Raw genomic sequence first — 26,091 nt, forward strand, 5'->3', positions numbered from 1 at the left:
GAGTCGATGCCCTCGATCTCCGGCAAGCTCGATCCGGTGGTGCGGCGCATCAGCGTCGCCGACGTGGCGGAAGCGTTGAACCGCGGTTTGCGCGACTTTCAAGCGGCGCCGATGTTCGGCTTGGCGTTCGGCGCGATCTACGCGATCGGCGGCATTGTGATCACCCTCAGCGTCACCGCGTTCGGCCTGGTCTATCTGGCCTATCCGCTGGCGGCGGGGTTCGCGCTGATCGGCCCGTTCGTCGCGGTCGGACTCTACGAGGTCAGCCGCCGCCGCGAAGCCGGCGAGCGGCTGTCGTTGCGGGCGATCTGGTCGACGGTGCGCGGCCGCGGCGAGGTCGGTTGGATGGCGTTCGTCACGTTGTTCGTGTTCATCGTCTGGATGTACCAGGTGCGGTTGTTGATCGCGCTGATCCTCGGGCTCAACGCCTCGTTCGGCAGTCTAAGCCAGTTTCTCACCGTGCTGCTGACCACCAATGAGGGGCTGTTATTTCTGGCGGTCGGCAATTGCGTCGGCGCGGCGCTGGCGCTGGTGCTGTTTTCGCTCACCGTGGTGTCGTTCCCGCTGCTGATGGAGCGCGACGTCGATTTCGTCACCGCGATGGTCACAAGCGTGCGCGCGGTGGTGACCAGCCCCGGCCCGATGATCGGCTGGGCCGCCGTGATCGTGCTGCTGCTGGCGATCTCGGCGCTGCCGTATTTCCTCGGGCTGCTGGTGACGTTGCCGGTGCTCGGCCATGCCACCTGGCATCTGTATCGCCGCATCGTCGAGCCGGAGGTGGCGGTCGCGGCGCCGGCCAAGACGCCGGATGTCGTTGCGACGGACGTGGTCGCCGGCCAAGCCGGCGCCACCGTGATCGCCATGCCGCGCCTGGCGGAGACCGCGCCACGCGGCGAGGGCGATCCGGTTCGCTCCGGCGGCTCGGCCTGACAGGGCTGCGCGCGCAGCGTCTGTGCCCCGGACGCAGCGCAGTGCGCCGCACTCGCGGCGTGGTGCGCTGCAGATCCGGGGCCGTTACGGAACGCAGCGCTTGGAACGGTCCCGGTTCTGCGGAGCAACGCGAAGGGCGTTGCTCCGCGCCCGGGACACCAAGCCTTGCGCAGTGGCACATAACCTCAGCGTTGGTTCGCCCTGCGCAAACCGCGGTTTGCATTGCCGTCGCGGCATTGCATAATCGCGGCTCGATCCCCCGCACCCGAGCTCCCCATGTCGCTGCAAGTCTATCTCGCTTATCTCGCCGCCTGCGTCGCGCTGGCGCTGTTGCCCGGTCCGATGGTGACGCTGGTGATCGCCAACGGGCTGCGCCACGGCACCCGCCCGGCGCTGACCAACATCGCCGGCGCGCAGCTCGGCTTCACCATCGTGATCGGCATCGTGGCGGTCGGGCTGACCTCGCTGATGGCGACGATGGGCTATTGGTTCGATTGGGTGCGGCTGGCCGGCGCCGCCTATCTGATCTGGCTCGGCATCGCGCTGATCCGCGCGCCGGTGCACGCGCTGGATGCCGACACGCCGCCGCCGCCGCCGCGCGGCGGTTTTTTTCTGCAGGGGCTGTTGGTGCTGCTCAGCAATCCGAAAGTGCTGGTGTTCTTCGGCGCCTTCATTCCGCAATTCGTCGACATGGAGAAGGATCACTTCCCGCAGGTGGCGCTGCTCGGCGCCACCTTCATGGTGATCGCCGGCGTCACCGACGCGATCTACGCGGTGCTGGCCGGCCGCGCGCGACGGTTCTTCTCGGCGCGCCGCACCAAGCTGCTGTCGCGGATCTCCGGCGGCTTCCTGATCGGCGGCGGGCTGTGGCTGGCGCTGTCGCGGGCACGGTGAAGGTTCGACTCGGTCCATCAACACAAGGAAGCCGTCATTCCGGATTGCGAGTTCGTCAGAACGAGCAAGTCCGGAATCCATATGTGGACGGCCCCCGAGCCACAAGAGTTTTTGATGTCGGATCGGATCGCTTGCATCCATATGTCCGGCCTGTTGATGCGGTCGCTTTGGACCGCTGGCCAAGATGGTTTCCGCGACGCGAGCTCCACACATAGTCACGACCTTTACGTGCCAATGGATTCCACGGACTGTCTCGCCTCTCGGATCGATCGATCGCGCCATCTGTCTCCTCTTGCAGCTCCGGCCCGGCCGGCGGGCGAATGCCTGCCGGCCGATCTCTCAGGCGGCGTGCGGCGATGCGTTCAGCATCCGCGCGCCGTCGTAATTTTCTCCGGTCAGCATCAGCTTCCAGGCGATCCGGGCGATCTTGTTGGCGAGCGCTACCGCCGCGAGCTTGGGCGGCTTGCGCGCCAGCAGCGCCAGCAACCACGGCGACGCCCGGCCGCGGCCACGGCGCACCTGCTGGATCACCGCGGTCGCTCCCGCCACCAACAGGCTGCGTAGCAGTTCATCGCCGGCGCGGGTGATGGTGCCGAGCCGAAGCTTGCCGGCGGTGGAATGATCCTTCGGCGTCAAGCCGAGCCAGGCCGCAAAGGCCCTGGCCGAGGCGAAGGTCTGCGGCACCGGCGTTTTCATCACCAGCGCACTGGCGCCGATCGGTCCTACTCCGGGAATCTGCGCCAGCCGCCGGCTGCAGGCGTCGGCGCGATGCCAGGCCAACAGCTTGGCGTCGATCACCTTCAGCTCATTCTGCAGTCGCGCGTAGTCCTGGCCCTGCAGCGCGAACAGCTCGCGCGCCAGCGTCGGCACGGTGTCGTCCTGCGCGATCCGCAACAGCAGCGGCTCGATCTTGTCGAGACCTCTCGGCGAGATCAGGCCGAATTCCGCGGCATAACCGCGAATCGCATTGCTCAGCTGGGTACGCCTTGCGATCAGCTGCTGCCGCAGTCCCATCAGCATCAGCGCCGCCTGCTGCTCCGCGGTCTTCACCGGCACGAACTCCATCGTCGGCCGGCTCATCGCCTCGCACAACGCCTCGGCGTCGCGCCCGTCGTTCTTGTTGCGCTTGACGTAAGGCTTGACGTGCTGCGGCGCCAACAGCTTCACCACGTGGCCGAGTTTGCCCAGCTCCCGCGCCAGGTAGTGCGCCGCACCGCAGGCCTCGATCCCGATCGGCGTCGGCGGCAGCTTGGCGAAGAACGCCAGCATCTCCTTGCGCCGCAGCTTCTTGCGCAGCACCGGCTTCTCGGCGGCATCGACCCCGTGCAGCTGGAAAAAATGCTTCGACGTATCCATCCCAATGCGGATAATCTGCTCCATGGACGGCTCCCATGTTTGAGTTTGCGACAACCTCATTCTGGCACAAAGCGATGCCGTAGGGGGCCGTCCACACCATCATATCCCCTGCAGGGGTTATGGATCCCGGGCGCATTCGCAGCTTCGCTGCTCATGCCCCGGGATGACAATCTCATTTGGAGCAACTAACCGATCAGCCCTCGCCCGTGCAGCGTCGCCTCGATCTCGCTGAGCGCCCGCGCCAGCCGCTCCGCCCATTGCGCCTGGCCCGCCTCGCTCTCGATCAAATCCTGGCGGATCTCGATGCCGCTGTTGATCAACCCGCGCTGCTCGCCATGCACCGGAATGGTGTAGTCGGTGGCGTCGTCGACGCCGTAAGGCTCGTTGTCGCCGACCACCAGCTCGGCCTCTTCGCGCAGCGCCTTGAGCAACAGCGGCGGCAGCACGGTATCGCGGTTGTACAGCGTGCCGATGTGCCAGGGCCGGGCGACGCCGGCATAGCTCGGCGTGAAGCTGTGCAGCGACACCAGCACGGTGGCCCGGCCTGCGGCGAGCCGGGCGTCGATCGCCTGATTGATCCGCCGGTGATAAGGATCGAAGATCAATTGCCGCCGCTCCGCGGCCTGGTCCTGCGTCAGCCCCTGATTGCCGGGGATGAAGGTCGATTCGCTGACCAGCGGAATCGAACTCGCCGATCGCGGCGGGCGGTTGCAGTCGATCACCAGTCGCGAGTAGCGTTGCGCGATCAGATGCGCGTCGAGCGCCGCCGCCAGTCTTTCCGCGACCCCGGCGATACCGATGTCCCAGGCGATATGGCGCTCGAGTTCGCTGGGCGCGACGCCGAGATTGTCGAGCTGCGGCGGGATCGCGCGACCGTAGTGATCGCAGGTCAGAAGTAAAGGCGAGCGGCCCGCCACATTTCTCTCGATCACCGGAACATCCGCGGTTCCGAAGCGTAGATCAGACGCGCGCGCATTGTCCTGAATCATGGGGGCACTCATGCTTAGCGAAGCAGCAGATCGACTTGCGATTGAGCAGGCATCGGTACAGATTTGAGGGCATAAAGTCACGACATGATTGCTTCACAGATGCCGCTGCTGACCATCCATCACAAGACCGAATACCACTATTCCCATCCGGTGGCGTTCGGCGAACACCGCATCATGCTGCGGCCGCGCGACGGCCACGATCTGCGGGTACTGAAAGGCCAGCTGGATATCTCGCCGCCGCCGATGTCGCTGCGCTGGATCCACGACGTGTTCGGCAACAGCGTGGCGATCGCCACCTTCGACGAACGCGCCACCACGCTCAGCTTCAACTCCGTCGCCACCGTCGAGCACGCGCCGACCGACGAGTTCGCGCTGACGCCGGACGACGCCGCCTATTTCTATCCGTTCCGCTACGACGACGACGAGTTTCCCGATCTGGTGCAATTCGTCCGCCCGCAATATGGCGACCCCCACGGCGAACTCTCGACCTGGGCGCGCGGCTTCCTCGACGTCGAGGGGCCGACGCCGACCTTCAAGATCTTGAGCGAGATGACCCACGGCATTCGCGCCAACTTCAGCTATCGCAAGCGCCACGAGCGCGGCACCCAGCATCCGCTGGATACGCTGCAGACCGGCTCCGGCACCTGCCGCGATTTCGCGCTGCTGATGATCGAGGCGCTGCGAAGGCTCGGCATCGCCGCGCGGTTCGTCTCCGGCTATCTGTTCGTGCACGGCGACCGCGAGCACGGCTATGTCGGCGGCGGCTCGACGCACGCCTGGGTGCAGGTCTATCTGCCGAGCGCCGGCTGGATCGAATTCGATCCGACCAACGGCATCGTCGGCAGCCGCGACCTGGTGCGCGTCGCGGTGGCGCGCGATCCCTGCCAGGCGATCCCGCTGCACGGCAGCTATCTCGGCGGCGCCGACGAATTCATCGGGATGGACGTCACCATCCGCGTGGTCTCAGCCGGCGAGCCGGAGAGGGAGTAGCCATGGAAATCAGGGTCGGCTTCGAAATCAGCTACGCGGCGGTCAATCCGACGCCGATGGTGACCATGCTCAGCATCCACCCGTCGCGATTTTCCGACATCGTCGGCACCGAGCGCATCGTCGCCGAGCCGAACGTGCCGATCGGGTTCTATCGCGACGGCTTCGGCAATGTCTGCGGCCGGCTGGTGGCGCCGGCCGGCGGCATCACCTTCTACGGCAACGCCTTGGTGCGCGATTCGGGCTTGCCCGACGTGATGGTGCCGACCGCGCAGCAGGTGCCGATCGAACAATTGCCGGACGAGCTGCTGCAATATCTGATGCCGAGCCGCTATTGCGAGACCGACAAGCTCACCGACATCGCCTGGTCGCTGTTCGGCAACACGCCGCCCGGCTTCGCCCGGGTCGCGGCGATCACCGACTTCGTGCACAACCACGTGACGTTCGGCTATCAGCACGCCCATCACATGAAATCGGCGCATGATGTGTATCAAGAGGGCGCAGGGGTGTGCCGCGACTTCGCGCATCTGGCGCTGACGTTCTGCCGCTGCATGAACATCCCGGCGCGCTACTGCACCGGCTATCTCGGCGACATCGGGGTGCCGCGCGATCCGGCGCCGATGGATTTCTCCGGCTGGTTCCAGGCCTATCTGTCCGGGCAGTGGCACACCTTCGACGCGAGGCACAATCACCCGCGGATCGGCCGCGTCCTGATGGCGACCGGGCGCGACGCCGCCGACGTGGCGCTGACCACCAGCTTCGGCCGCATGGATCTGGTGAAATTCGTGGTGGTCACCGACGAGGTGGTGCCGGCGTGATGGCGGACACCGTCGTCAGGCGGCGGCGGAGAACGCCACGGGCGCGTCGAATTCGGCCGGGTTGATCAGCCCGCAATTGCGCGCGCCGGCGTGCCGCTCAACGCCGGGCACCGCGAGGCCGCGTTCGCGGTCGCAGGATGTACAGACGAAGGCGCGGATTTCATAAACGCCGTCGAAGCTTTCGACGCCGGCGACAGTCATTGCCTTGTTGCACCGATCACAGATCACCATTGTCTTGCTCCATTGCCTGAAAGGCTGATGGAGTGGTGATTACGCCCGGTGCGTTTCGATTTGGTTGCAGTGCGATACGGCTGACATGGTTAAATGCGGATTAGGTATTCGCCCCAATGCAATCCGGCCGTCTTCCCTCGGAGAGTTACGTAGCGACGGAGTGGCGGGCGGCGCGGGCGCGATGCCGAAAATTGATCAGGCCTGGCTGAAGATCGCGGCTGAAGATCCGCTGCATCCAAGATAATCTGTGTCTCAGTCAACCGTGGAGACAGGTCATGGATGATGAGATGGAGCATTCCGACTTCCAGATCGGTGTTGAATTTCTCACCGAGGCGGGCCGCTGGCGCTGCACCGATGTAGGCACCCGCACCATCGCCGCCATCCGTCTCGATCTCGACCACGATCGGATGTGGTATGAGGGGCCGCCTTACGCGATCGTTGAGCATGTGTTCGATGAGGAGGGCATCGCGGCGTGTCGCCGCGCGCCGAACGAGCCGCACTATGACGACAGCGGAAAATCCAGTCTGGTGATCAAAAGTCGATTGGCAGGCGAATTCGGGACGCGTTCCGAGGATTGAGGGGCCACCCCCTGTGAATAACCGGGACAACCTGGCCTCCCTTCGCTTTCGCGGCGCAAACCCTATATCCATGGTCGGTTGGCGGCGCTCCGCCCTAATCCCATCGAGCCCCAAAACCCTGATGCGCTTCACCCCGCAATTTCTCGACGAACTGCGCGCCCGGCTTCCGGTTTCGGAAGTGGTTGGCCGCCGCGTGAAATTGAAGAAGGCGGGGCGGGAGTGGAAGGGGCTGTCGCCGTTCCAGCAGGAGAAATCGCCGTCGTTCACGGTGAACGACCAGAAGGGATTTTATCACGACTTCTCGTCGGGCAAGCACGGCGACATCATCAGCTTCGTGATGGAGACCGACGGCTGCGGCTTCACCGAGGCGGTGGAGCGGCTGGCGCAGATGGCAGGCGTCCCGCTGCCGGCGGTGACGCCCGACGCCGCGCGGCAGGAGCAACGCCGCAAATCGCTCTACGACGTGATGGACCTCGCCGCAAAATTCTTCGCCGACACCTTGGCGGCGCGGCAGGGCGCCCGCGCCCGCGGCTATCTCGCCGACCGCGCGATGTCGCCGGCCACGCAGTTGAAATTCCGCATCGGTTATGCGCCCGGCGAGCGCTTCGCGCTGAAGGAGCATCTCGGCAAGCTCGGCATTCCGGTCGAGGACATGGTCGAGGCCGGGCTGCTGATCTCGGGCGAAGACATCCCGGTGCCGTTCGATCGGTTCCGCGACCGGGTGATGTTTCCGATCGCCGACGTGCGCGGCCGGGTGATCGCGTTCGGCGGCCGCGCGCTGGAAAAGGACGTTCCGGCGAAGTACCTGAATTCGCCGGAAACCCCGCTGTTTCACAAGGGCGACAACCTCTACAATCTGGCGGTGGCCCGCGCTGCGGCGCATGACGGCGCGCCGCTGATCGTGGTCGAAGGCTATGTCGACGTCATCGCCATGGTCGGCGCGGGCTATGCCGCCACCGTGGCGCCGCTTGGCACCGCGCTCACCGAAAACCAGCTGCAGCTGTTGTGGAAGATGGCCGACGAGCCGATCCTGTGCTTCGACGGCGACAAGGCCGGGCAGAAGGCGGCGTGGCGCGCAGCCGACATGGCGCTGCCGCATCTCGCCCCCGGCAAGAGCCTGCGCTTTGCGCTGTTGCCGGAAGGCCAGGACCCCGACGATCTGGCGCGTTCCGGCGGCCGCGCCGCGATCGACGAGGTGATCGGCTCGGCCCGCGGCCTCGCCGACGTGTTGTGGACCCGCGAGATCCAGAGCGGCAGCTTCGCCACGCCGGAGCGCCGCGCAGCACTCGAGGCGCGGATCAACGAACTCACCAACGGCATTCGCGACGAGGTGCTGCGGCGCTATTATCGCCAGGACATGGCGGAGCGGCTGCGATCGGCGTTCGCGCCGCAGGGCGGCTTCGGCGGCCGCGGCGGCTACGGCCGCGGCGGGCCGCGCGGCGGCGGCGGCGGCGGCTTCGGCGGCGAATCAGGCCGCGGCTTTCCGCAACGTTCTGCTTTTACCCCCGGCGCGGCCGGCCGCATGCAGCCGCGCGGCGGCCGCGGCGCGGTCTCGGCGGGCAGCCAGACCATCAACCGGATGCCCTATCAGGTGGCCAGTCCGGATCTTGCTTCCAGCCCGATCATGCGCGGCCAGCGCAGCGCGATCTCGCGGCGCGAGGCTTTGATTTTGTTAACCCTGCTCAATCATCCTTGGCTGCTGCACGACCGGCTGGAGGAGGTGGCGGCGCTGGAACTGGCGCATCCGGAGGCGCATCGGCTGCGCGCCGGGATCATTGCCGCCTTCGCCAACGACTATCATCATACCGGATCTCCCGGCGAGCCCAGCGCGAAACTCCGCGCGGATCTCGCAGCCGCAGGATTGTCCGAGCAACTTCAACGCGTTGAGCGCGCGATCACGACCAACGACGTGTGGGCGGCCGGCCCCGACGCGGCGCCGGAAGACGTTCTTTCGACGTGGCATCAATTGGTTGCCTTGCATCGGCAGTGGCACTCATTACTTAGGGAATTGAAGGATGCCGAGTTGGCCTTGGGTGACCAGCAGAGCGAAGCGAATTTTGGCTGGCTGCGTGACGTCAAGGCGCGGCTGGCGGAAGTGGATGGCACCGAGGCGCTGATCGAGGGCTTCGGCGAGTCGTCCGGCCGGTTCCAGCGCAGCGTGTGATCGAGGGATACCGCCGGCGGTCGCCGGAATCGGAAAAAGACTCGCCAAATCCGGGATTTGGCTGCAGAAACAGGGTTAATCGAGAGTTAAACATCTTCCGGCTAGAAGAGGTCCGGCGAACGGCGGGAAATTTCTCAACGTGCGAAACCGGCGAGATTGATTTCGGGGTGGCGCGGTCGGGCGCCGCCCTTTCCGCGTCGAGACGGATAGTAATTCATAGCGGGGTGGGCGACGCCCCCGGCGTGAGCGCGTTTCAGGAGCATTGAATGGCCACCAAGGCAAAGACGCTGCAGACCAAGGACACCAAGGACGACAAGGTCGTCGACGCGCCGGAAAAGGATGCTCCGGACGCGCCGTCGCCGTTGCTCGACCTCTCCGACGCAGCCGTCAAGAAGATGATCAAGCAGGCCAAGAAGCGCGGCTTCGTCACCTTCGATCAGCTCAATGAAGTGCTGCCGTCCGACACCACCTCGCCGGAGCAGATCGAGGACATCATGTCGATGCTCTCCGACATGGGCATCAACGTGTCGGAAGCCGACGATGCCGACAGCGACGAAGAGGACGCCAAGGAAGAGGCCGAGGAAGAGCCCGACAACGAACTGGTCGAGGTCACCGCCAAGGCCGTCACCGAGACCAAGAAGTCCGAGCCCGGCGAGCGCACCGACGATCCGGTGCGGATGTACTTGCGCGAAATGGGCACCGTCGAGCTGCTGTCGCGCGAGGGCGAAATCGCCATCGCCAAGCGGATCGAGGCCGGCCGCGAGGCGATGATCGCAGGGCTCTGCGAAAGCCCGCTGACGTTCCAGGCCATCATCATCTGGCGCGATGAATTGAACGAGGGAAAGATCTTCCTGCGCGACATCATCGATCTGGAAGCCACCTATGCGGGTCCGGACGCCAAGAACAACATGAACCCGGCGCTGATCGCGCCCCCCGCCGCCGCCGATGGCGAGGCCGCCGACGGCGCCGAAGCCGTTGCAGCGCCTCCGGCCGCGCCGCCCTCGGCGACCCCGTTCCGCGCCGCGCCGCCGCCGCGCCCGGCCGACGAGCCCAAGGAATCCTCGGAGTCCGCCGATGGCGATGCCGACGACGACGAGTTCGAAAACCAGATGTCGCTCGCCGCGATCGAGGCCGAGCTGAAGCCGAAGGTGGTCGAGACCTTCGACAAGATCGCCGAGAACTACAAGAAGCTGCGCCGCCTGCAGGAGCAGGACATCTCCAACCAGCTGCAGAACGAGACGCTGTCGCCGGCGCAGGAGCGCAAATACAAGAAGCTCAAGGACGAGATCATCGTCGAGGTGAAGTCGCTGCGGCTGAACCAGGCGCGTATCGATTCGCTCGTGGAGCAGCTCTACGACATCAACAAGAAGCTGGTTTCGTTCGAAGGCCGCCTGCTGCGGCTCGGCGACAGCCACGGCGTCGCCCGCGAAGATTTTCTGCGCAACTACCAGGGCTCCGAGCTCGATCCGCGCTGGCTCAACCGGGTGTCGAAACTTTCCGCCAAGGGCTGGAAGAATTTCGTCGCCCACGAAAAGGACCGCATCAAGGAGCTGCGCGGCGAGATCCAGTCGCTGGCCGCTCTCACCGGGCTCGAGATCGGCGAATTCCGCAAGATCGTGCACGGCGTGCAGAAGGGCGAGCGCGAGGCGCGCCAGGCCAAGAAGGAAATGGTCGAGGCGAATTTGCGTCTCGTCATCTCGATCGCGAAAAAATACACCAACCGCGGCCTGCAATTCCTCGACCTCATTCAAGAGGGCAATATCGGCCTGATGAAGGCGGTCGATAAGTTCGAATATCGCCGCGGCTACAAGTTCTCGACCTACGCCACCTGGTGGATCCGGCAGGCGATCACCCGCTCGATCGCCGACCAGGCCCGCACGATCCGCATTCCCGTGCACATGATCGAGACCATCAACAAGATCGTGCGCACCTCGCGGCAGATGCTGAACGAGATCGGCCGCGAACCCACTCCCGAGGAATTGGCCGAAAAGCTCGGCATGCCGCTGGAGAAGGTCCGCAAGGTCCTGAAGATCGCCAAGGAGCCGTTGTCGCTGGAGACCCCGGTCGGCGACGAGGAGGATTCGCATCTCGGCGATTTCATCGAGGACAAGAACGCGATCCTGCCGATCGACGCCGCGATCCAAAGCAACCTGCGCGAAACCACCACGCGGGTGCTGGCGTCGCTGACACCGCGCGAAGAGCGCGTGCTGCGCATGCGCTTCGGCATCGGCATGAACACCGACCACACGCTGGAAGAAGTCGGCCAGCAGTTCTCGGTGACCCGCGAACGCATCCGGCAGATCGAAGCCAAGGCGCTGCGCAAGCTGAAGCATCCGAGCCGGTCGAGGAAGCTGCGGAGCTTCTTGGATAACTAACTGGCGTCATCCTGAGGAGCCCGGCGCAAGCGCGGAGCGCGGTGCCGGGCGTCTCGAAGGATGACGCGGTCGAAGACAGATCGTAGGGTGGGCAAAGGCGCGCAGCGCCGTGCCCACCGAATACAAGCCGTTCAACCTAAGCTACCCGCTGGTGGATCATCGATGATGTCGAAGCCGGTCATCTTCACCGTGTCCGCGGTTTGGGACGCCGACGCGGGCGTCTGGAGCGGCCATTGCGACGATATCCCGGCTGCGGCCGACGCCCCCACGCTTGACGAACTGTTGGCCAAGGTTTCTGCGATGACTTTGGATCTGTTGCCGGACAATCATCCCGGCGTCGATCCGGCGCAGGTCTATTTGCAGATCACCGCTTTGCGTGAAGCGCAACCGGCAGCCTGATGGCGCCGCAGTTTGACCGCGAATTGCGCGAGCTGCTGCGCGCCGCCGGCTGCGCGATGGTGCGGCAGGGCAAGGGCAGTCACGAGATCTGGCACAGCCCGATCACCGAGCGCAACTTCGCCGTGCCGATCGGCATTCCCAGCCGTCACACCGCCAACGGCATCCTGCGGCAAGTCGGACTGCCCAAGGCGTTCTGACATTGGCGCACCTCACCGAGGCCCTCTGAATCCGTCGGAAACGTAGGCTGGTGAGGCGCAGCCGTACCCACCCATCCCCGACCGTCCCCAACCGCGCGGCAACAGCAGCCGTCCCCAATAGAAGGCCGTCCGTAGCCCGGATGAGCGACGCGACATCCGGGACCGCTGCCCCGCATATCGCTGCGCTCATGCGGGCTACGCTTGCTGAGACGATCAATCAATACTGACTGTCATTGCCGGGCTTCCCGGCAATCCATCCAAAACGGCGGGCCAAAGGTCCGCCGTTTTGCGTTCCTGTCACGGCTATCGCGCCTATCACGCCCTGTAGCCCGGATGAAGCGAAGCGCAATCCGGGGCTACGCTCGCTACGCGTTAACAACTGTGCACCCGGTTCAACTCAGGATTGACAGCGGCTCTTGCCTCATTATGTTGTTGTTATGTCCGACGATTCTGAGCTCTTGCGAGAGATTCGAGATTTACTACGCCTAATCGCTGAGCCCGCGCTAGCCAAGCGCGATCAGCGACTTCGAGCATCTCTTCTGGAGCTTGTTGGAAAGAGTAGACAGAAGGCCGAGGCTGTAGTTCTCATGGACGGCACCCGCTCGCAGGCCGCTATTCAGAAACAATGCGGGATGGACGTTGGAAATTTGAGTCGTTTGATTAAAGCTTTGCGTGGTGCCGGATTAGTCGGTCCTGATGACAAGCTCCTCAAGTTGACTTGTTCTGCCCCTTTAGACCTCTTTGAGCATGTTGGTGCGACTAAGAAATGACCGATCTTTCTGCGCAGATGCTTTCGGTTCTCGTGGAGATGCGAGACCTTCTTCGTTTGGTTGCCGAGCCCGCAATTGCTCAGCGGGACAAAAAGCTGCGTGGTGCGCTTCGCGCTATCGCGGGCAGCGTAACGGGAAAGAAGGCCAAAGCCATTCTTCTGATGGATGGTACAAGGACTCAGGCAGGGATCGTCAACGAGTGTGGGATTACCAAGGGCAACATGAGTGTTTTGGTGAAAAACCTGAAAAGTACAGGACTCCTGACAGGCGATTCAAGACAACCAAAACTCGCTCTTTCGATTCCATCTACGTTCTTCGAACAACAAGGGGAGTCTGATGAGTGACGATTCCGCCGAGCTTTTGGAGACGGCCCGAAAAATTTGCGGACTGTTAGAATTGCTCGCCGAAGACAAGATTGCCCAGCGCGATGCAAAGCTGCGCACTGCCCTGCACGAGATCGTGGGCAAAAGCGTCGCCAAGCAGAAATCTGTGCTCTTGATGAACGGGACTCGGACCCAGACTGAGATTCACGGGGCGACATCCGTACATAAGGGCGACCTTAGTAGCATGGTCGGCAAACTTCAAAAGGCCCATCTGCTAGATGGTGATGCGAAGAGACCAAAGTTGGCTATTTCCATTCCTCCGAATTTTTTTTGAAGACAATGCAAGAACAAAATGAAGAACAACTCTTAAAAGCGATTCTCGAGATTCGAAATTGGATTCGTGCTGCTGCTCATAGTCCGGTGAAAGCGTTACTTGAAGCAACGCTTAGCGACCAAAAATCGCGAATGGCCTATCAAATGCTTGATGGCACCGCGTCAATGGAACAAGTGCGCATAGCTTGTAAAATGAGTCCGAATGCTTTGCTTGCTTTGGCGAGCCGTTGCACTTCAATGGGCCTGATGGAAAGCAATGGAGACAAGAAGCGAGCTAGGCTTTTTGACTTGTCTGATTTCGGTCTTATGGATGGTGGGACGTCGACAAAGGTGGGCGAGAAGTCGTGAGCGACAGAAGGTCCAAGAAGGACGCTATCGAGGTCAAATCTCAGCCGATTCAAGATGAGCTCGTCGCCATCAAGGACCGGTTGAACGCGATTGAGACAATTCAGAGCATCTCAAACGCGCCTGTGGTTAAGCAGTACGTTCAAGAGCACCTTAAGACGAAGGACGCAAAGAAAATCATGAAGGAGTGCGAGCAGCCCAAGACGAAGTCACACCTTCAGACGATCTTCGGGTACAACAGTAAGCAGGCGCTGCATCACCACCTTAAGCCTCTCTACGAAGTCGACTTACTGCGAGATAAGGCTGAGGAGGATGGTTCGATCGTAGTCGAGTGGACCAACCTTTTTCGTCGTCTTCCGAAATCAACGATCAAGTCGATAATCGGCGACACTAAGTAGTCAGGCAAAACTCTGAGATGCGTGAAGCAAAGCCCCGCGAACGCGAAAATCTGCCTTTGAAAACGCGGGTAATTGTTCTGACTGAAACGGGATACCGCTGCGCTGTTCCGACGTGCCGCAATATCTTAGCCCTCGACATGCATCATATTTGGGAAGTATCCGCCGGAGGCACCGACGACTCGTCTAACCTGATTGCGCTCTGCCCGACGTGTCATGCACTTTACCATCGCGGGACTATAAAAGCGGAGTCTATTTACGTTTATAAGTCGATGATAGTGGCGATCACGCGTGCTTTTGATGTTGAAGCAATCGACCGGCTGCTGTTCTTGAATTCATGTAAGAAAGATTTTCTCGTGGTTTCTGGTGACGGCCTTCTCCACTTTGCACGCCTTATCGCCGCGGGTTTTGCAGTTGCTGAGCAGAAATCAAACAACAACTGGCAGCTCGTTACATATGCTGTGAACATAAATGCGAAGGGTCAACAATTGGTTGAGGCTTGGCAGCAAGGTGACCGTGTACGTCTGCGCCAAGTAATGGGGGGCGTCGTTCCGGGTGGCGCAACGGTTGGTCGTCGCACAACGAAGAAGCCTGCGGCAACAAGAGTCAAGCGTCCCTCTTGACAAGATTTTACCTCGAACGGCAGTTGCGGAAACCGCGCGGTGCGCAGCGGCACAAAGCCGAGGCTCTGGTACCAGCGCGCCAGATCGCGCTCCGAGGCGATGATGCTCGCCTCGAGCTGCGTGGCGCCCCAGTCGGCGGCCACCACCGCGGCGGCTTCCACCAGCGCGCGGCCGAGGCCGTGGCGGCGCGCGGACGGCAGCACCGCCAGTTTCTCCAGCGCGCAGATGCCGTCTTTCGGCCGGCGCACCCCGACGCAGCCGCAGGCCGCGCCGTCGTCGGGCGTCAGCAGAAACACCGTGCCGTAGCCGAAGCTGCGGCGGATCACGGCTTGATCGGTGAAGGAGGGGTGCGACGGACAGTTGTCGCGGGTGAGCCTGAGCCGCTCGGCCACCTCGGCGAACGACGCCGCGATCTAGCTGCGCCAACAGCGCGGCTTCGTCCGGTTGCGCCAGTCGGGTCGGCGCCACGGCGTTACGCGCTCGCCACCTCCTTCGGCGTGACGTTGCGCGACAGCCAGCAATTCAGCAGCGTCGGCACCAGCCCGACCAGCCCGTACAGCACGAACTGCTTGACGCCGCTATCGGCGCCGCGGCCGCCATACATCAGCGCGGTGGCGACGAAGGCGACCGCGCCGCCGATCGCCATGCGCAGCGCGAGCGGCAAGCCTTTGACATGCGCCAGAATGTCGTCGATCGCCGCCATCATCAGCGACGGCAATAGCCCGAACAGGTAGCTGTATTGCAGCGTCGAGAACAGGATCACCAGCAGCTTGCCGACTTCGGACAGCGAGGTCCTGTCCCAATAGCCCGACAGCACCGTGGTCGCGATCAGCAGCAGGAAGCCGCCGAGCGACGGGCCGATCAACGCGAAAATCAAATAGCGCTTCATCTCACCTCCGCACCCACCAAACCACGCCGATGTTGTGGCAATTTTCCGTTCGCTTGGATAGCCGGAGTCTGCTCCGCGGGTCCGGATCGCCGCGGCCGGCACACCGCTGCGCGGAAAATGCCGGGCGGCGCGCGCCTCGTGCTGCGCCGCGGCAGGGCGCCGGCGGTCTCCATCTGCGGCCGTCGGTGTGCTAACAGCGGATCCGGAGACGGAGGGGACGCGGATGTTCGTGATGGATCTGCTCGAGCAACTGCCGCCGCCGGGGCCGGACGAAGCCCTGGAGACGCTGCTGTCGCGCGACGGTGTTCGCTTCGAGCGCATCGTCTCGACCGGGCAGGCGAGCCCGCCGGGGTTCTGGTACGATCAGGCCGAGACCGAAGTCGTGGTGCTGCTGGCGGGGGCGGCAACGCTGCGCTTCGAAGAAGGCGACCGGCTGATCGAGCTGCGTCCCGGCAGCCTGGTGGAAATTCCCGCCCATGCCCGCCACCGCGTCGAGGCGACGCAAGCCGATCCGCCGACGGTGTGGCTGGCGGTGTTCTTTCGGTGATCGCTTGGCGGCCGAGGGGCCTCCGATGACGACCATGAGAATGTTAGACCGTAAGAATGTAGGGTGGGCAAAGGCGCGGTTGCGCCGTGCCCACCCTTGCGAGGCCGCGCAGTCGAGGTGGGCACGCTTCGCTTTGCCCACCCTACGGCCGGCTCCTCCTTCGAGATGACCACAGGCTCACCGTCATCCTGAGGAACCCGGCGAAGCCGGGTGTCTCGAAGGATGGCCGCTGCCATGATCCGACATCCGTATGGCGCCATCCTTCGAGGCCCTCGCGGTGTTCGGGCGCGTCAGGATGACGGCGCTCAGGATGACGGCGCCGCGCCGACGGGCTCTCTGCATTGAGGTTGTGCCAGCACAACGAGCCGGCGATTCCGCCGCCTATACCCGTCCCCGCACCGCAGCCGACCCCGCCCCGAAGAAAAACCTGGTGCGCTCGCCGTCTTCCCGTCTCACCCGACCCATATGGAATGCCCGATGTTTTGTATCCAATGTGAACACACCATTCGCGCGCCGAAAGGCAATGGCTGCAGCTATCAACGCGGGATGTGCGGCAAGACCGCCGAGATCTCCGATCTGCAGGACATGCTGGTGCGGCTGTTGCAGGGCGTCTCGATGTACGCCAAGGCGGCGCGCAGCGTCGGCATCGTCGACGCCGAGGTCGACGCCTATGTGCCGCAGGGCTTCTTTGCCACGCTGACCAACGTCAATTTCGATGCCGCGCGCATTGTCGATTTCAGCCGCCGCGCGATCGGCTATCGCGACCGGCTGCGGACGCGCTATCTCGCCGCCTGCGCCGAACAGGGCGTCGCGCCGCAGCTATTGCCGCTGGCGGCCGATTATGAGTTGCCGGACGATCGCGCGGCGGTGCTGCAGCAAGCCGGCCGCGTCGCGCTCAACGCCGACAAGGCGTCGATCGGCGAGGACGCGCTCGGGCTGCGGCTGTTGTGCCTGTACGGCCTGAAAGGTGCCGCGGCCTATCTGGAGCACGCCCGCGTGCTGGGGCAGAGCGATGCCGAGGTCTACGGCCGCTTCCATGAATTCATGGCGTTCCTGGGCGAAGATCCCGGCGACATCGACACGCTGTTCACATGCGCGATGGACATCGGCCATCTCAACTACCGCGTCATGGAGATGCTCGACGCCGGCGGCACGCAGACTTTCGGCCATCCCGAACCGACCCGCGTCAACATGCGCGCGGTCAAAGGCAAGGCCATTCTGGTCTCCGGCCACGACATGCACGATCTCGAACTGATCCTGCAGCAGACCGCGGGCAAAGGCATCAACGTCTACACCAACGGCGAAATGCTGCCCGCCCACGCCTATCCGGCGCTGAAGAAATACTCCCATTTGGTCGGCAATTACGGCACCGCCTGGCAGAATCAGCAGCGCGAATTCGCAAGCTTTCCCGGCGCCATCGTGATGACCTCGAACTGCCTGATCGATCCGAATGTCGGGCAATATGGCGACCGCATCTACACCCGCTCGATCGTCGGCTGGCCCGGCGTGCAGCACATCGAAGGCAGCGATTTTTCGCTTGCGATCGACAAGGCGCTGGCGATGGAGGGTTTTGCCGCGGATGAGGCGCCGCACTACACCACCACCGGCTTTGCCCGCAACGCCTTGATGCAGGCGGCGCCGGCGGTGATCGACCAGGTCAAGGCCGGCAACATCAAGCACTTCTTCCTGATCGGCGGTTGCGACGGCGACAAGAACGAGCGTTCCTACTACACCGAGCTGGCGCAGTCGGTGCCGCAGGACAGCGTGATCCTGACGCTCGCCTGCGGCAAATTCCGCTTCAACGCGCTGGAATTCGGCGACATCAACGGCATTCCGCGGCTGCTCGACGTCGGCCAATGCAACGACGCCTATTCGGCGATCCAGCTGGCCTTGGCGCTGGCGGATGCGTTCGGCTGCGGCGTCAACGAATTGCCGCTGTCGCTGGTGCTGTCGTGGTTCGAACAGAAGGCGATCGTGATCCTGCTGACGCTGCTCGCGCTCGGCATCAAGGACATCCGCGTCGGCCCCACCGCGCCGGGTTTCCTCACGCCGAATCTGGTGGGCATCCTGAACCAGCAATTCGGTCTCAAGCTGATCACGTCGCCGGAACAGGATCTCAGCGACATGCTGGCGGCGTAAACGGACGCAAACAAGGAAGGCAACGCGGCGCGCCTGTAGCCTGTAGCCGGATGAGCGGAGCGATATCCGGGATAGCCAAGCCCCGGATTTCGCGTCGCTCATACGGGCTACATTTGCTGCATAACAAAATCTCGTGATGTCGCGGGCTGTTCGCGCGGTCTCCGATCGGAACGATCCTCCGGCTGCGCCATTAGCAGCGTGCGGGGGCGACCCGAACAATCGGAGATTTCAACATGGCAGGCCAACTCGACGGCAAACGCGTGCTCATTCTCGCCACCAACGGCTTTGAGCAATCGGAACTCGAAGTGCCGCGCGACCGGCTCACCGCTGCCGGCGCCAAGGTGGAGATCGCCTCGCCGGAAACCGGCGAGATCAAAGGCTGGGACGAGAAAGATTGGGGTCGGCCGGTGAAGGTCGACAAGGCGCTCTCGGCGGCGAAGGCCGACGATTACGACGCGCTGGTGCTGCCCGGCGGCCAGATCAATCCGGATCTGTTGCGCGTCAACGCCGAGGCGCTGAAGCTGATCAAGGCGTTCTATGACGGAGGCAAGGTGGTGGCGGCGGTGTGCCACGCGCCCTGGCTGTTGATCGAGACCGGGATCGCCAAGGGCAAGAAGATGACCTCGTATCACGCGATCAAGACCGACGTGATCAACGCCGGCGCGCAGTGGGAGGATTCTTCGGTGGTCACCGACCAGGGCGTGATCACCTCGCGCAACCCCGGCGACCTCGAAGATTTTTCCAACAAGATCATCGAGGAGATCCGCGAAGGCCGCCACCAGCGCCGCGCCGCGTAAGCTCTGTGCTTGACGTGGCGAGCCTCGGATGCAGTGCAACGCGCCGTGTTTGCGGCGCGGTGCGCTGCAGAGCCGGGGCCGTTACGGATGCTGCCGTTGGAACGGTCCCGGCTCGCGGAGCAGCGCAACGCGCTGCACCGCGTCCGGGACACCAGCTTTGTCGACACCAGCTTTGTCCTTGGAGAGGAGTTCGCCAATCGCTTGACACTGTCCCCGCCAAGAAAAGACTCCCAGCCGTTCCGCCCCGATGGGAGGGGCGTTGGCGATCGTCACGACCGCGGGGCGGGATGCGGTGGACGTGGAGGGGCTGGGGCGGGGTACAACTGGCGTGAACATTATTTCGAGCTCGGTCGGGCGCGCAGCTCGCGGTCAGTTCACCGCCGGCGCTCGGTGTTGGCCGGCGCGGCCGCCCGCACCGGCACAGGCAAGCCAAGCGTCGGCTTGCGATGGCCGCCACCGCGCCCATCCTTGTCCTCGACGTCCTGTCCCATCGCCATCACCGCCGTGCCCATCGCCGCCGAGCCGAAGGTGACGACGAAGCCGAACAGCAACAGGCCGAGCGCGGTACCGGGAGAGGCGTCGGCGAAGATCAGCTCGCGCAGCCGGCCGGGGTTGAGCAGCAACAGGCCGCCGGTCAACAACGCGGCCACCACAGCCCCGCCCGCAAGGTTGATCGCCAGCAGCCGAAACAGCGGTTGCCGCAGCGTCGCAAACCATCGCTCGGGGGCCGCGGGGTCATCGCGCATCGGAGTGTTTCCTTCGCCGTTTGCGGCCATGACGGCAGCGTAACGCAGCCGTCTAATTTCCACCACGGACGCTGTGCTAGTGTTGCGTCCGCGCGTGGACCGATTCACCAGCTCATGCGATCCTGCCTCGTGCTACAAATCAGTTCTGAACCAAAACCACCCATCAACCTCTAATCTGTTGCGGGCCTTTGATTCAAATTCGCTTTGCCGCCGTCGCAGCGCGGTGCACCTGCGGGTGAGCCGTGCTTCAGCCGGTCGACATCATGCCTAATAATCTCTCGCCAGGGGAACGGTTTCATATGATCAGGCTACGTCTTGCAATTTTGCTGCTGGCGCTCGGCGCCGCGGCTCCGGCTCAGGCGGCGTCCTGCGGCGGCGACTTCCAGACCTTCGTCGCCAGCATCTCGCGCGAGGCCGCGGCGCAGGGGATTTCGCAAGGCGTGATCGCCCAGGCGCTGGGCGGAGTCACCCAGGATCCCGCGGTGCTGTCGTTCGACCGCCGCCAGCGCGGCACCTTCAACAAGAGCTTCGAGCAATATGTCTCGACCCGGGTCGGCCCCGGCCGGATCAAGACCGGGCAGGCGATGTTGATCCGCCATGCCTCGCTGTTGTCGCGGATCGAACGGCAGTTCGGCGTGCCGCCGCAGATTCTGGTGGCGATTTGGGGCCTGGAGACCGATTACGGCACCGGCGATATGGGCAAGCTGCCGGTATTCCGGGTGCTGGCGACGATGGCGCATGATTGCCGCCGCACCGAATTGTTTCAGGGCGAGCTGTTGGCGGCGCTGCAGATCGTGCAGCGCGGCGACCTCGGGCTGCGCGACATGGTCGGCGCCTATGCCGGCGAAATCGGCCAGACCCAGTTTCTGCCGTCGTCCTACATCAAATACGGCGTCGATTTCGACGGCAACGGCCACGTCGACCTGCGCCACAGCGTGCCGGACGTGCTGGCCTCCACCGCCAACCTGTTGAAGACCGCGGGGTGGCGCGCCGGCGGCTCCTACGAAGAGGGCTCGGCGAATTTCGAGGCGATGCGCGAGTGGAACAGGGCGACGATCTATCGCAAGACCATCGGCTATTTCGCCGACCGGCTGGCGCGCGGCGGCTAGACCCCGCCTGCTACGGCGATTACTTGGGGGTGGTCGGCAGCGTCGCCGGCAGCACCACCTTGCGGATCTGATCGACCGTGAAGCTCTGCCCGCCGATCGACAGCATCGGCGGCGTCTTCGACAGGTCGGCGGAATCCACCAGGCCCTGGATCTCGGTGGAGACCGCGACGTTCTTGCCGTCGACGTCCTTGCCGACCGCCGAGATGGTGTATTTGCCGTTCGGCCATTGCGTGCCGTCGCTGCCCTTGCCGTCCCAGACGAAGCTCTGGTGATCGCCGGCCGCCATCTTGTAGTCGCCGGAAAACACGGTCTGGCCGGTCGCATTGGTGATGTTGACGGTGACGGTCGAGCTCTTCGGCACGTTGATGCCCCAGGCCGCGACTCCCTTGGTCAATTCGGTGGTCTTGCCGTCGACCACGGCGGTGGCGCCGACGAAATTCAGCGCCTGGGTGGCTTGCGCGCCGGTCTGCAGCTTGACCAGCGATTCCAGCTGGCTGTTGGATTTCAGCTGCTGTTCGACGCCGGCGAATTGCACCAATTGCTGGGTGAACTGGTTGGTGTCCAGCGGATCCAGCGGGTTCTGGTTCTGCAGCTGCGTCGTCAGCAGCGTCAGGAAGGTCTGGAAATTGTCCGCGATCCCGGTCGTCTTGCCGGTGGTCGTCGAGGTGTCGGACGGTTTTTGTACCGCAGGGGCCGAGACGATGGGGCCCGGGGTGGTTGCTTCGACTGCCATGATGTTCTCCTCAGACCCTGATATCTACGCCGGTGGTTGAGCCCAGCATCCGTCCGTAGCTGCGTCCGACCGCGGCGATCGGCGCGCTGTCGTCGTCGCCTATCAAGAGCCGCTGATAGTTGCCGCCGCGTTCGTCGTTCTGATTGTTGTTCTGTCCGGAGGACTGATCACGCAGGCTGAATTGCATGCCGCCGTCGCCGGTCTTCAGCCCGGCGTCGTCGAGCGCGCGCTGCAATTGCGGCGCGTCGTTGCGCAGCATCGCCAGCGTCTCCGGCTTCTCGACTGTGAGATGCGAGGTGACGTTGCCGTGGCGGTCGACGTCGATCCGCACATCGATGCGGCCGAGTTCGGCGGGGTCGAGCCGGATTTCGAACCGGCTGTTGCCGCTTTGCGCGGTGGCGGCGATTTCGACCGCCAACCGGTCCATCGGCACCGCCGCATTGGTGGCCAGCGTCGCGGTCAATTGCGCCGCCGGAATCTGAGCGGCGGCCGCGGGCAGCTGGGCTTGCTGCGGAATGGCGTTGGTCGTCGGGTCGGCTGCGGTGCCGCGCGATTGCGCGGTGGCGGCGGCGGGGTCGGCATGATGCCGCGGCTGCGCCGGGGCCTGATCCGCGGCGGGCGCGGTGGTGGCCGTGCCGTCGCCCTCGGTCGCCGTCGGCTTGGCGTCGGCCTGTTTCGGCTTGTCGGACGCGGCAGCCTGGGTCTGCGCCGCGGCCGCGCCGTTGGCGGGCGTCGCGGTCGCAAGCGTCGGCGTCTCGGCGGAATCGGCTTTCGCCGCGACATCGGCGCCGTTGCCCGGCTGCCCGGTTTTGGCGGCCGATTTGCCGGTCGTTGCCGTAGTTGCGGCCATTGCCGCGGTCAGAGCCGGATTCGCGGTGGTGGTGGCGGCGTCGGTCTCGGTGGTGCCGGTGGCGGTCTTCCCCGCCTCACTCTGCAAGGCAAGCAAGGCCGCGGCCGTGGCGGCGACGGCCGTTGCGCCGGCAGCCGGATCGGTGGCGACGGCGGAACTGTCGGCGGTGGTCGCGACCGGGATTGTGATTCCGACGGCGACCGCCGCGACAGCGGCATCTGGCTGCACGGCGCCGGCAGCGGTCGCGGCATCGTCGGCGGCGGAACCGTCGGTGGATTTCTTGCCGTCCGAGGCGGCGTCTTTGCTCGCTTTGTCGGCGTTCGGCTTCGGCTTGCTCGCGGGCGCGGCGTCGGAATTCGCTCGGGCGTCGCTGGCATCACGCTTGTCGGCGGCGTTGGCGGACTGCTTGGCGTCGTCGCGGCGATCCTGCGCGCGGTCGGCATTGTCGGATGCCGCATTGGCGCGTGCGGACGGGTCGCTGGCCGTGGTGCGGTCGTCGGCTCGTCGCTGGGCGGCCTGGTCGATGGTGCTTTGACGATAGTCGCTGCGGTCCGCCGCGCTGCTGCTGTCGACCAGCGCGGCGAAGCTGTCCGCGGGCGCAGAGCGCTCCTGGCGCGCGTTTGACCGCGGGTCGGGAAGGGGTGAGCTGACGGTTTCCGATTTGACGCTGAGCACGGGCACGACCTCTGCGGTAATTCCACTTGCCCTCAGCAAGGACCGCGCCAGTCCGGAGCGCTGGAATTTCTTTTGATATTTCAATGGCATGGGGGAAGGGGAGGAAGCCGCCCCGGGGCGCCCCTGGGGCGATCTTTGCTGCAACTCGGCAAGACTTGCCGTTCTGCCGCGGCAAAACCGCGTCGGTGATTGCCTCTCCGGGATGCGGCCTATATTAAAGCCTTGGCTTTCGACGCTCCGAACTTGGCCTCCGCGCGCTGGTTCGGCGCCGGCGCCGCAATCGCAGAATGACCGCAGCAATGCTCAACAGTCTCGATCTCGAAGGTCGCCCCCAGGATACGCGGATCGTCGTCGCGATGTCCGGCGGCGTGGATTCCTCGACCACGGCCGCGCTGTTGAAGTCCGAAGGCTACGACGTCGTCGGCATCACGCTGCAACTCTACGATCATGGCGCGGCGATTCATCGCAAGGGCGCCTGCTGCGCCGGTCAGGACATCCACGACGCCCGCGCGGTCGCTGATCGGATCGGCATTCCGCATTACGTGCTGGACTACGAGAGCCGATTTCAGGAATCGGTGATCGACAGTTTCGCGGCGAGCTACGCCACCGGCGAAACCCCGGTGCCGTGCATCGAATGCAACCGCTCGATCAAATTTCGCGATCTGTTGTCGACCGCGCGCGAGCTCGGTGCCTCCGCGCTGGCGACCGGGCACTACGTCTCGTCGCGCCGGCTGGCGGACGGCTCGCGCGCGCTGGTCTGCGCGTCCGACGCCGACCGCGACCAGAGCTACTTCCTGTTTGCGACCACCCGCGATCAGCTCGACTATCTGCGGTTTCCGCTCGGCGATATGACCAAGCCGCAGACCCGCGAACTGGCGCGCAAGTTCGGTCTCTCGGTCGCCGACAAGCACGACAGCCAGGACATCTGCTTCGTGCCGACCGGGCGCTACACCGACGTGGTGGGGCGGCTGAAGCCGAATGCGATGGAGCCTGGCGAGATCGTCGACCTCGACGGCCGCGTGCTCGGCAAGCATCAGGGCATTGTGCATTTCACCGTCGGTCAACGCCGCGGATTGGGCATCGCATCCACAGCGCCGCTTTATGTGCTGCGGCTTGAGCCGTCGACGCGGCGCGTCGTGGTCGGCCCGCGTGAAGCGCTGCGGATGGACCGCATCGTGCTGCGCGACGTCAACTGGATCGGCGACAGTTCGCTCGACCGCGCGGTCGGCGACGGCCTCGAATTGTTCGTGCGGGTGCGCTCGACGCGGCGGCCGCAGCCGGCCTGGTTGCGGGCGCAGGACGGCGGCTATCAGGTTGAACTGGTTGCGGGAGAAGATGGCGTCTCTCCCGGGCAGGCATGCGTGTTCTACGACGCACCTGCCGGACAGGCCCGCGTGCTCGGCGGCGGCTTCATCAAGAGCGCGACGCCGAGAGCCGCGGGGAAGAGCGCGTTGCGCGGAGCGCCAGCTTCGCGGCCGCAGGTGGCGGACGCGCGCGGATAGCATCAATCGGGGCAGCACATGAGTAACGATATCGACCGCGCCGGCGTCGCGAAGGCGTATGCGCGCTGGGCGCCGATCTACGATCTGGTGTTCGGCAAGGTTTTTGATTCGGGTCGGCAATCGACCATCGCGGTGGCCGACGCCATCGGCGGCCGGGTGCTCGACGTCGGCGTCGGCACCGGATTGTCGCTGTCGGATTATTCGCCGACCACCCGGCTGTGCGGCGTCGACATTTCCGAACCGATGCTGCGCAAGGCGCAGGAGCGGGTGCGCGCGCTGAAGCTGAGCAATGTCGACGTGCTGGGGGTGATGGACGCCAAGAATTTGGCGTTCCCGGACTGCTACTTCGATGCCGTGGTGGCGCAATACGTCATCACCGCGGTGCCCGACCCGGAAGCCACGCTCGATGACTTTGTCCGGGTGCTGAAGCCCGGCGGCGAACTGATCCTGGTCAACCACATCGGCGCCGAAAGCGGCCCGCGCAAAATATTCGAACTGGCGTTCGCGCCGTTGGCGCGCCGGCTTGGCTGGCGTCCCGAGTTCCCCTGGGCGCGTCTGGTCAATTGGGCGGCGCGGCACGGCGGCGTCAGCCTGGAGGAGCGGCGGCCGATGCCGCCGATGGGGCATTTCTCGTTGATCCGCTATCGCAAGGCCTAACGCGCAGGGCAGGGAACATCGGCGGCCGTCGCCGGTTCTCTCCGCATGCGACACCTTCGGCTCCCATTGTTGATCTGCGCGGCGACGCTGGCCTCCGGCGTCGCCGTCGCTCAAGCCCCGCCGACGACGGCGCCCGCGCAAGTTGCGCCTGCGCCGCAGGCCGGCTCCAGCAATTGCGCGCCGAGCCGCACCGCCCCCGAGCAGGGCAGCATCACCACGCCTGATGCCACCACCGGCCAGGGCCGCGAGCCGCTGGGCGACAAGCTCGCCCGCTCCGATGGCGTGCTGTGCCCGCCGGCCGGTGTCGATCCGGAGATTCGGGCGCCGACACCGGATGTCGGCAACATGCCGGTGATTCCGCCGCCGGGCAGTCCGGGTGGCGACCCCACCGTCCGGCCGAAATAACCCATTCCACGGCCGATCGGCCAGCCTGCTTGACAGGCCGTCGGCCGCCTCCTTATATGCCGCGCGTTCGCGGCCCAAGCCGACGGTTTTGGCCGACGACAGCGCGTGGCGGGGTAGCTCAGCTGGTTAGAGCACGGGAATCATAATCCTGGGGTCGGGGGTTCGAGTCCCTCTCCCGCTACCACTGATCCCCCCTCCATCAGAACGGGTCGGGAACAAATCCGAATTCGTCAATTGTGCCAATCGTCCCTGCACTTCGACGTTGAAGCCCCGGCCGTACGGTTCGGCGTGGACGATGACTCCGGCCACCAGCCGCCGTAACGCTTCGATCAATT

Annotated in this window: 28 protein-coding genes, 1 tRNA gene and 1 pseudogene; 22 read left to right on the plus strand and 8 right to left on the minus strand. The window is 64.5% G+C overall.

Annotated elements, in window-relative coordinates; genetic code table 11:
• The first annotated feature begins 6 nt into the window (after nt 1–6).
• The gene (locus tag RPC_RS04840) at nt 7–930 is read left to right on the plus strand and encodes a DUF2189 domain-containing protein (RefSeq protein ID WP_011471440.1); all 924 of its coding nucleotides are present in this window, start codon (nt 7–9) and stop codon (nt 928–930) included.
• Between the two features lie 276 nt (nt 931–1,206).
• Entirely contained in the window at nt 1,207–1,824 is a 618-nt protein-coding gene (locus RPC_RS04845) for a LysE family translocator (RefSeq protein ID WP_011471441.1), read from the plus strand.
• Between the two features lie 339 nt (nt 1,825–2,163).
• Here the strand turns inward: RPC_RS04845 and RPC_RS04850 are convergent, their stop codons facing one another.
• Together RPC_RS04850 and RPC_RS04855 are read right to left on the minus strand one after the other, a co-directional pair.
• Complete coding sequence (locus RPC_RS04850) at nt 2,164–3,204, minus strand: IS110 family transposase (protein ID WP_011471442.1); 1,041 nt, start codon at nt 3,202–3,204, stop codon at nt 2,164–2,166.
• A 161-nt stretch (nt 3,205–3,365) separates the two neighbouring features.
• A complete protein-coding gene (locus RPC_RS04855; RefSeq protein WP_049766062.1) occupies nt 3,366–4,169 on the minus strand; it encodes an N-formylglutamate amidohydrolase in 804 nt (267 codons plus the stop codon).
• A 99-nt stretch (nt 4,170–4,268) separates the two neighbouring features.
• On the opposite strand from RPC_RS04855, the gene RPC_RS04860 reads away from it, so the two are divergent.
• Both RPC_RS04860 and RPC_RS04865 read left to right on the plus strand, forming a co-directional pair.
• Entirely contained in the window at nt 4,269–5,159 is an 891-nt protein-coding gene (locus tag RPC_RS04860; protein WP_041802455.1) for a transglutaminase family protein, read from the plus strand.
• A gap of 2 nt (nt 5,160–5,161) precedes the next feature.
• Nucleotides 5,162–5,974: a transglutaminase-like domain-containing protein gene (locus RPC_RS04865; protein WP_011471445.1), complete on the plus strand. Its 813-nt coding sequence runs from the start codon at nt 5,162–5,164 to the stop codon at nt 5,972–5,974.
• Between the two features lie 15 nt (nt 5,975–5,989).
• On the opposite strand, the gene RPC_RS04870 is transcribed toward RPC_RS04865, so the two are convergent.
• On the minus strand, nt 5,990–6,175 hold the full coding sequence (locus tag RPC_RS04870) for a hypothetical protein (RefSeq protein WP_157043134.1): 186 nt from the start codon (nt 6,173–6,175) through the stop codon (nt 5,990–5,992).
• 317 nt (nt 6,176–6,492) lie between these two features.
• Between RPC_RS04870 and RPC_RS24935 the strand changes: the two genes are divergently transcribed.
• From RPC_RS24935 to RPC_RS26680, 10 genes and pseudogenes are all read left to right on the plus strand, one after another.
• Nucleotides 6,493–6,783 carry a hypothetical protein gene (locus RPC_RS24935; protein WP_415914795.1) on the plus strand — a complete coding sequence of 97 codons (291 nt, stop codon included), beginning with the start codon at nt 6,493–6,495 and terminating at the stop codon, nt 6,781–6,783.
• Between the two features lie 121 nt (nt 6,784–6,904).
• Complete coding sequence (gene dnaG / locus RPC_RS04880; protein WP_011471447.1) at nt 6,905–8,947, plus strand: DNA primase; 2,043 nt, start codon at nt 6,905–6,907, stop codon at nt 8,945–8,947.
• Between the two features lie 266 nt (nt 8,948–9,213).
• Nucleotides 9,214–11,322, plus strand: a complete 2,109-nt coding sequence (gene rpoD / locus RPC_RS04885; protein ID WP_011471448.1) for an RNA polymerase sigma factor RpoD — start codon at nt 9,214–9,216, stop codon at nt 11,320–11,322.
• 165 nt (nt 11,323–11,487) lie between these two features.
• Nucleotides 11,488–11,721 (plus strand): DUF1902 domain-containing protein, encoded by a 234-nt coding sequence (locus RPC_RS04890; RefSeq protein WP_157043135.1) that lies wholly within the window; start codon nt 11,488–11,490, stop codon nt 11,719–11,721.
• Nucleotides 11,721–11,918 carry a type II toxin-antitoxin system HicA family toxin gene (locus tag RPC_RS04895; protein WP_011471450.1) on the plus strand — a complete coding sequence of 66 codons (198 nt, stop codon included), beginning with the start codon at nt 11,721–11,723 and terminating at the stop codon, nt 11,916–11,918. The genes RPC_RS04890 and RPC_RS04895 overlap by 1 nt, the downstream gene beginning before the upstream one ends.
• Before the next feature lie 766 nt (nt 11,919–12,684).
• Complete coding sequence (locus RPC_RS04900; RefSeq protein ID WP_011471452.1) at nt 12,685–13,032, plus strand: MarR family transcriptional regulator; 348 nt, start codon at nt 12,685–12,687, stop codon at nt 13,030–13,032.
• Nucleotides 13,025–13,345, plus strand: coding sequence for a hypothetical protein (locus RPC_RS04905; RefSeq protein WP_011471453.1), 321 nt, complete (start codon nt 13,025–13,027; stop codon nt 13,343–13,345). Before RPC_RS04900 ends, RPC_RS04905 begins: the two co-directional genes overlap by 8 nt.
• Before the next feature lie 5 nt (nt 13,346–13,350).
• Entirely contained in the window at nt 13,351–13,692 is a 342-nt protein-coding gene (locus tag RPC_RS25965) for a hypothetical protein (protein WP_157043136.1), read from the plus strand.
• Nucleotides 13,689–14,087, plus strand: coding sequence for a hypothetical protein (locus RPC_RS04915; RefSeq protein WP_041801403.1), 399 nt, complete (start codon nt 13,689–13,691; stop codon nt 14,085–14,087). The genes RPC_RS25965 and RPC_RS04915 overlap by 4 nt, the downstream gene beginning before the upstream one ends.
• Before the next feature lie 137 nt (nt 14,088–14,224).
• Nucleotides 14,225–14,314: pseudogene (locus RPC_RS26680) on the plus strand (HNH endonuclease); the annotation flags it as partial.
• 251 nt (nt 14,315–14,565) lie between these two features.
• Here RPC_RS26680 and RPC_RS26685 read toward each other — a convergent pair.
• Both RPC_RS26685 and RPC_RS04930 read right to left on the minus strand, forming a co-directional pair.
• Complete coding sequence (locus RPC_RS26685) at nt 14,566–15,099, minus strand: GNAT family N-acetyltransferase (protein WP_011471455.1); 534 nt, start codon at nt 15,097–15,099, stop codon at nt 14,566–14,568.
• Nucleotides 15,100–15,179: 80 nt separating this feature from the next.
• A complete protein-coding gene (locus RPC_RS04930) occupies nt 15,180–15,596 on the minus strand; it encodes a DUF5413 family protein (protein WP_011471456.1) in 417 nt (138 codons plus the stop codon).
• Nucleotides 15,597–15,819: 223 nt separating this feature from the next.
• Here RPC_RS04930 and RPC_RS04935 point away from each other — a divergent pair, with 223 nt between their 5' ends.
• The 3 genes from RPC_RS04935 (at nt 15,820) to RPC_RS04945 (ending at nt 19,079) form a co-directional block, all read left to right on the plus strand.
• Complete coding sequence (locus RPC_RS04935; protein ID WP_011471457.1) at nt 15,820–16,143, plus strand: cupin domain-containing protein; 324 nt, start codon at nt 15,820–15,822, stop codon at nt 16,141–16,143.
• A gap of 477 nt (nt 16,144–16,620) precedes the next feature.
• A complete protein-coding gene (gene hcp / locus RPC_RS04940; protein WP_041802461.1) occupies nt 16,621–18,282 on the plus strand; it encodes a hydroxylamine reductase in 1,662 nt (553 codons plus the stop codon).
• A gap of 233 nt (nt 18,283–18,515) precedes the next feature.
• Nucleotides 18,516–19,079: a type 1 glutamine amidotransferase domain-containing protein gene (locus RPC_RS04945; RefSeq protein WP_011471459.1), complete on the plus strand. Its 564-nt coding sequence runs from the start codon at nt 18,516–18,518 to the stop codon at nt 19,077–19,079.
• A gap of 374 nt (nt 19,080–19,453) precedes the next feature.
• On the opposite strand, the gene RPC_RS04950 is transcribed toward RPC_RS04945, so the two are convergent.
• Nucleotides 19,454–19,825: a hypothetical protein gene (locus RPC_RS04950; protein ID WP_011471460.1), complete on the minus strand. Its 372-nt coding sequence runs from the start codon at nt 19,823–19,825 to the stop codon at nt 19,454–19,456.
• Between the two features lie 299 nt (nt 19,826–20,124).
• On the opposite strand from RPC_RS04950, the gene RPC_RS04955 reads away from it, so the two are divergent.
• Nucleotides 20,125–20,934 carry a lytic murein transglycosylase gene (locus tag RPC_RS04955; protein WP_011471461.1) on the plus strand — a complete coding sequence of 270 codons (810 nt, stop codon included), beginning with the start codon at nt 20,125–20,127 and terminating at the stop codon, nt 20,932–20,934.
• 19 nt (nt 20,935–20,953) lie between these two features.
• Here RPC_RS04955 and RPC_RS04960 read toward each other — a convergent pair whose 3' ends face one another.
• Together RPC_RS04960 and RPC_RS04965 are read right to left on the minus strand one after the other, a co-directional pair.
• The gene (locus tag RPC_RS04960; protein ID WP_011471462.1) at nt 20,954–21,667 is read right to left on the minus strand and encodes a flagellar hook assembly protein FlgD; all 714 of its coding nucleotides are present in this window, start codon (nt 21,665–21,667) and stop codon (nt 20,954–20,956) included.
• Nucleotides 21,668–21,677: 10 nt separating this feature from the next.
• On the minus strand, nt 21,678–23,192 hold the full coding sequence (locus RPC_RS04965; protein WP_041801405.1) for a flagellar hook-length control protein FliK: 1,515 nt from the start codon (nt 23,190–23,192) through the stop codon (nt 21,678–21,680).
• Between the two features lie 299 nt (nt 23,193–23,491).
• On the opposite strand from RPC_RS04965, the gene mnmA reads away from it, so the two are divergent.
• The 4 genes from mnmA (at nt 23,492) to RPC_RS04985 (ending at nt 25,940) form a co-directional block, all read left to right on the plus strand.
• Complete coding sequence (mnmA, locus tag RPC_RS04970; protein WP_080507315.1) at nt 23,492–24,694, plus strand: tRNA 2-thiouridine(34) synthase MnmA; 1,203 nt, start codon at nt 23,492–23,494, stop codon at nt 24,692–24,694.
• Between the two features lie 18 nt (nt 24,695–24,712).
• Entirely contained in the window at nt 24,713–25,351 is a 639-nt protein-coding gene (locus tag RPC_RS04975; RefSeq protein WP_011471465.1) for a class I SAM-dependent methyltransferase, read from the plus strand.
• A gap of 45 nt (nt 25,352–25,396) precedes the next feature.
• A complete protein-coding gene (locus RPC_RS04980; RefSeq protein WP_011471466.1) occupies nt 25,397–25,756 on the plus strand; it encodes a hypothetical protein in 360 nt (119 codons plus the stop codon).
• 107 nt (nt 25,757–25,863) lie between these two features.
• Nucleotides 25,864–25,940, plus strand: a tRNA-Met gene (locus tag RPC_RS04985).
• Nucleotides 25,941–26,091: the final 151 nt, after the last annotated feature.

It is taken from the genome of Rhodopseudomonas palustris BisB18, assembly GCF_000013745.1.
GTDB lineage: Bacteria > Pseudomonadota > Alphaproteobacteria > Rhizobiales > Xanthobacteraceae > Rhodopseudomonas_A > Rhodopseudomonas_A palustris_F.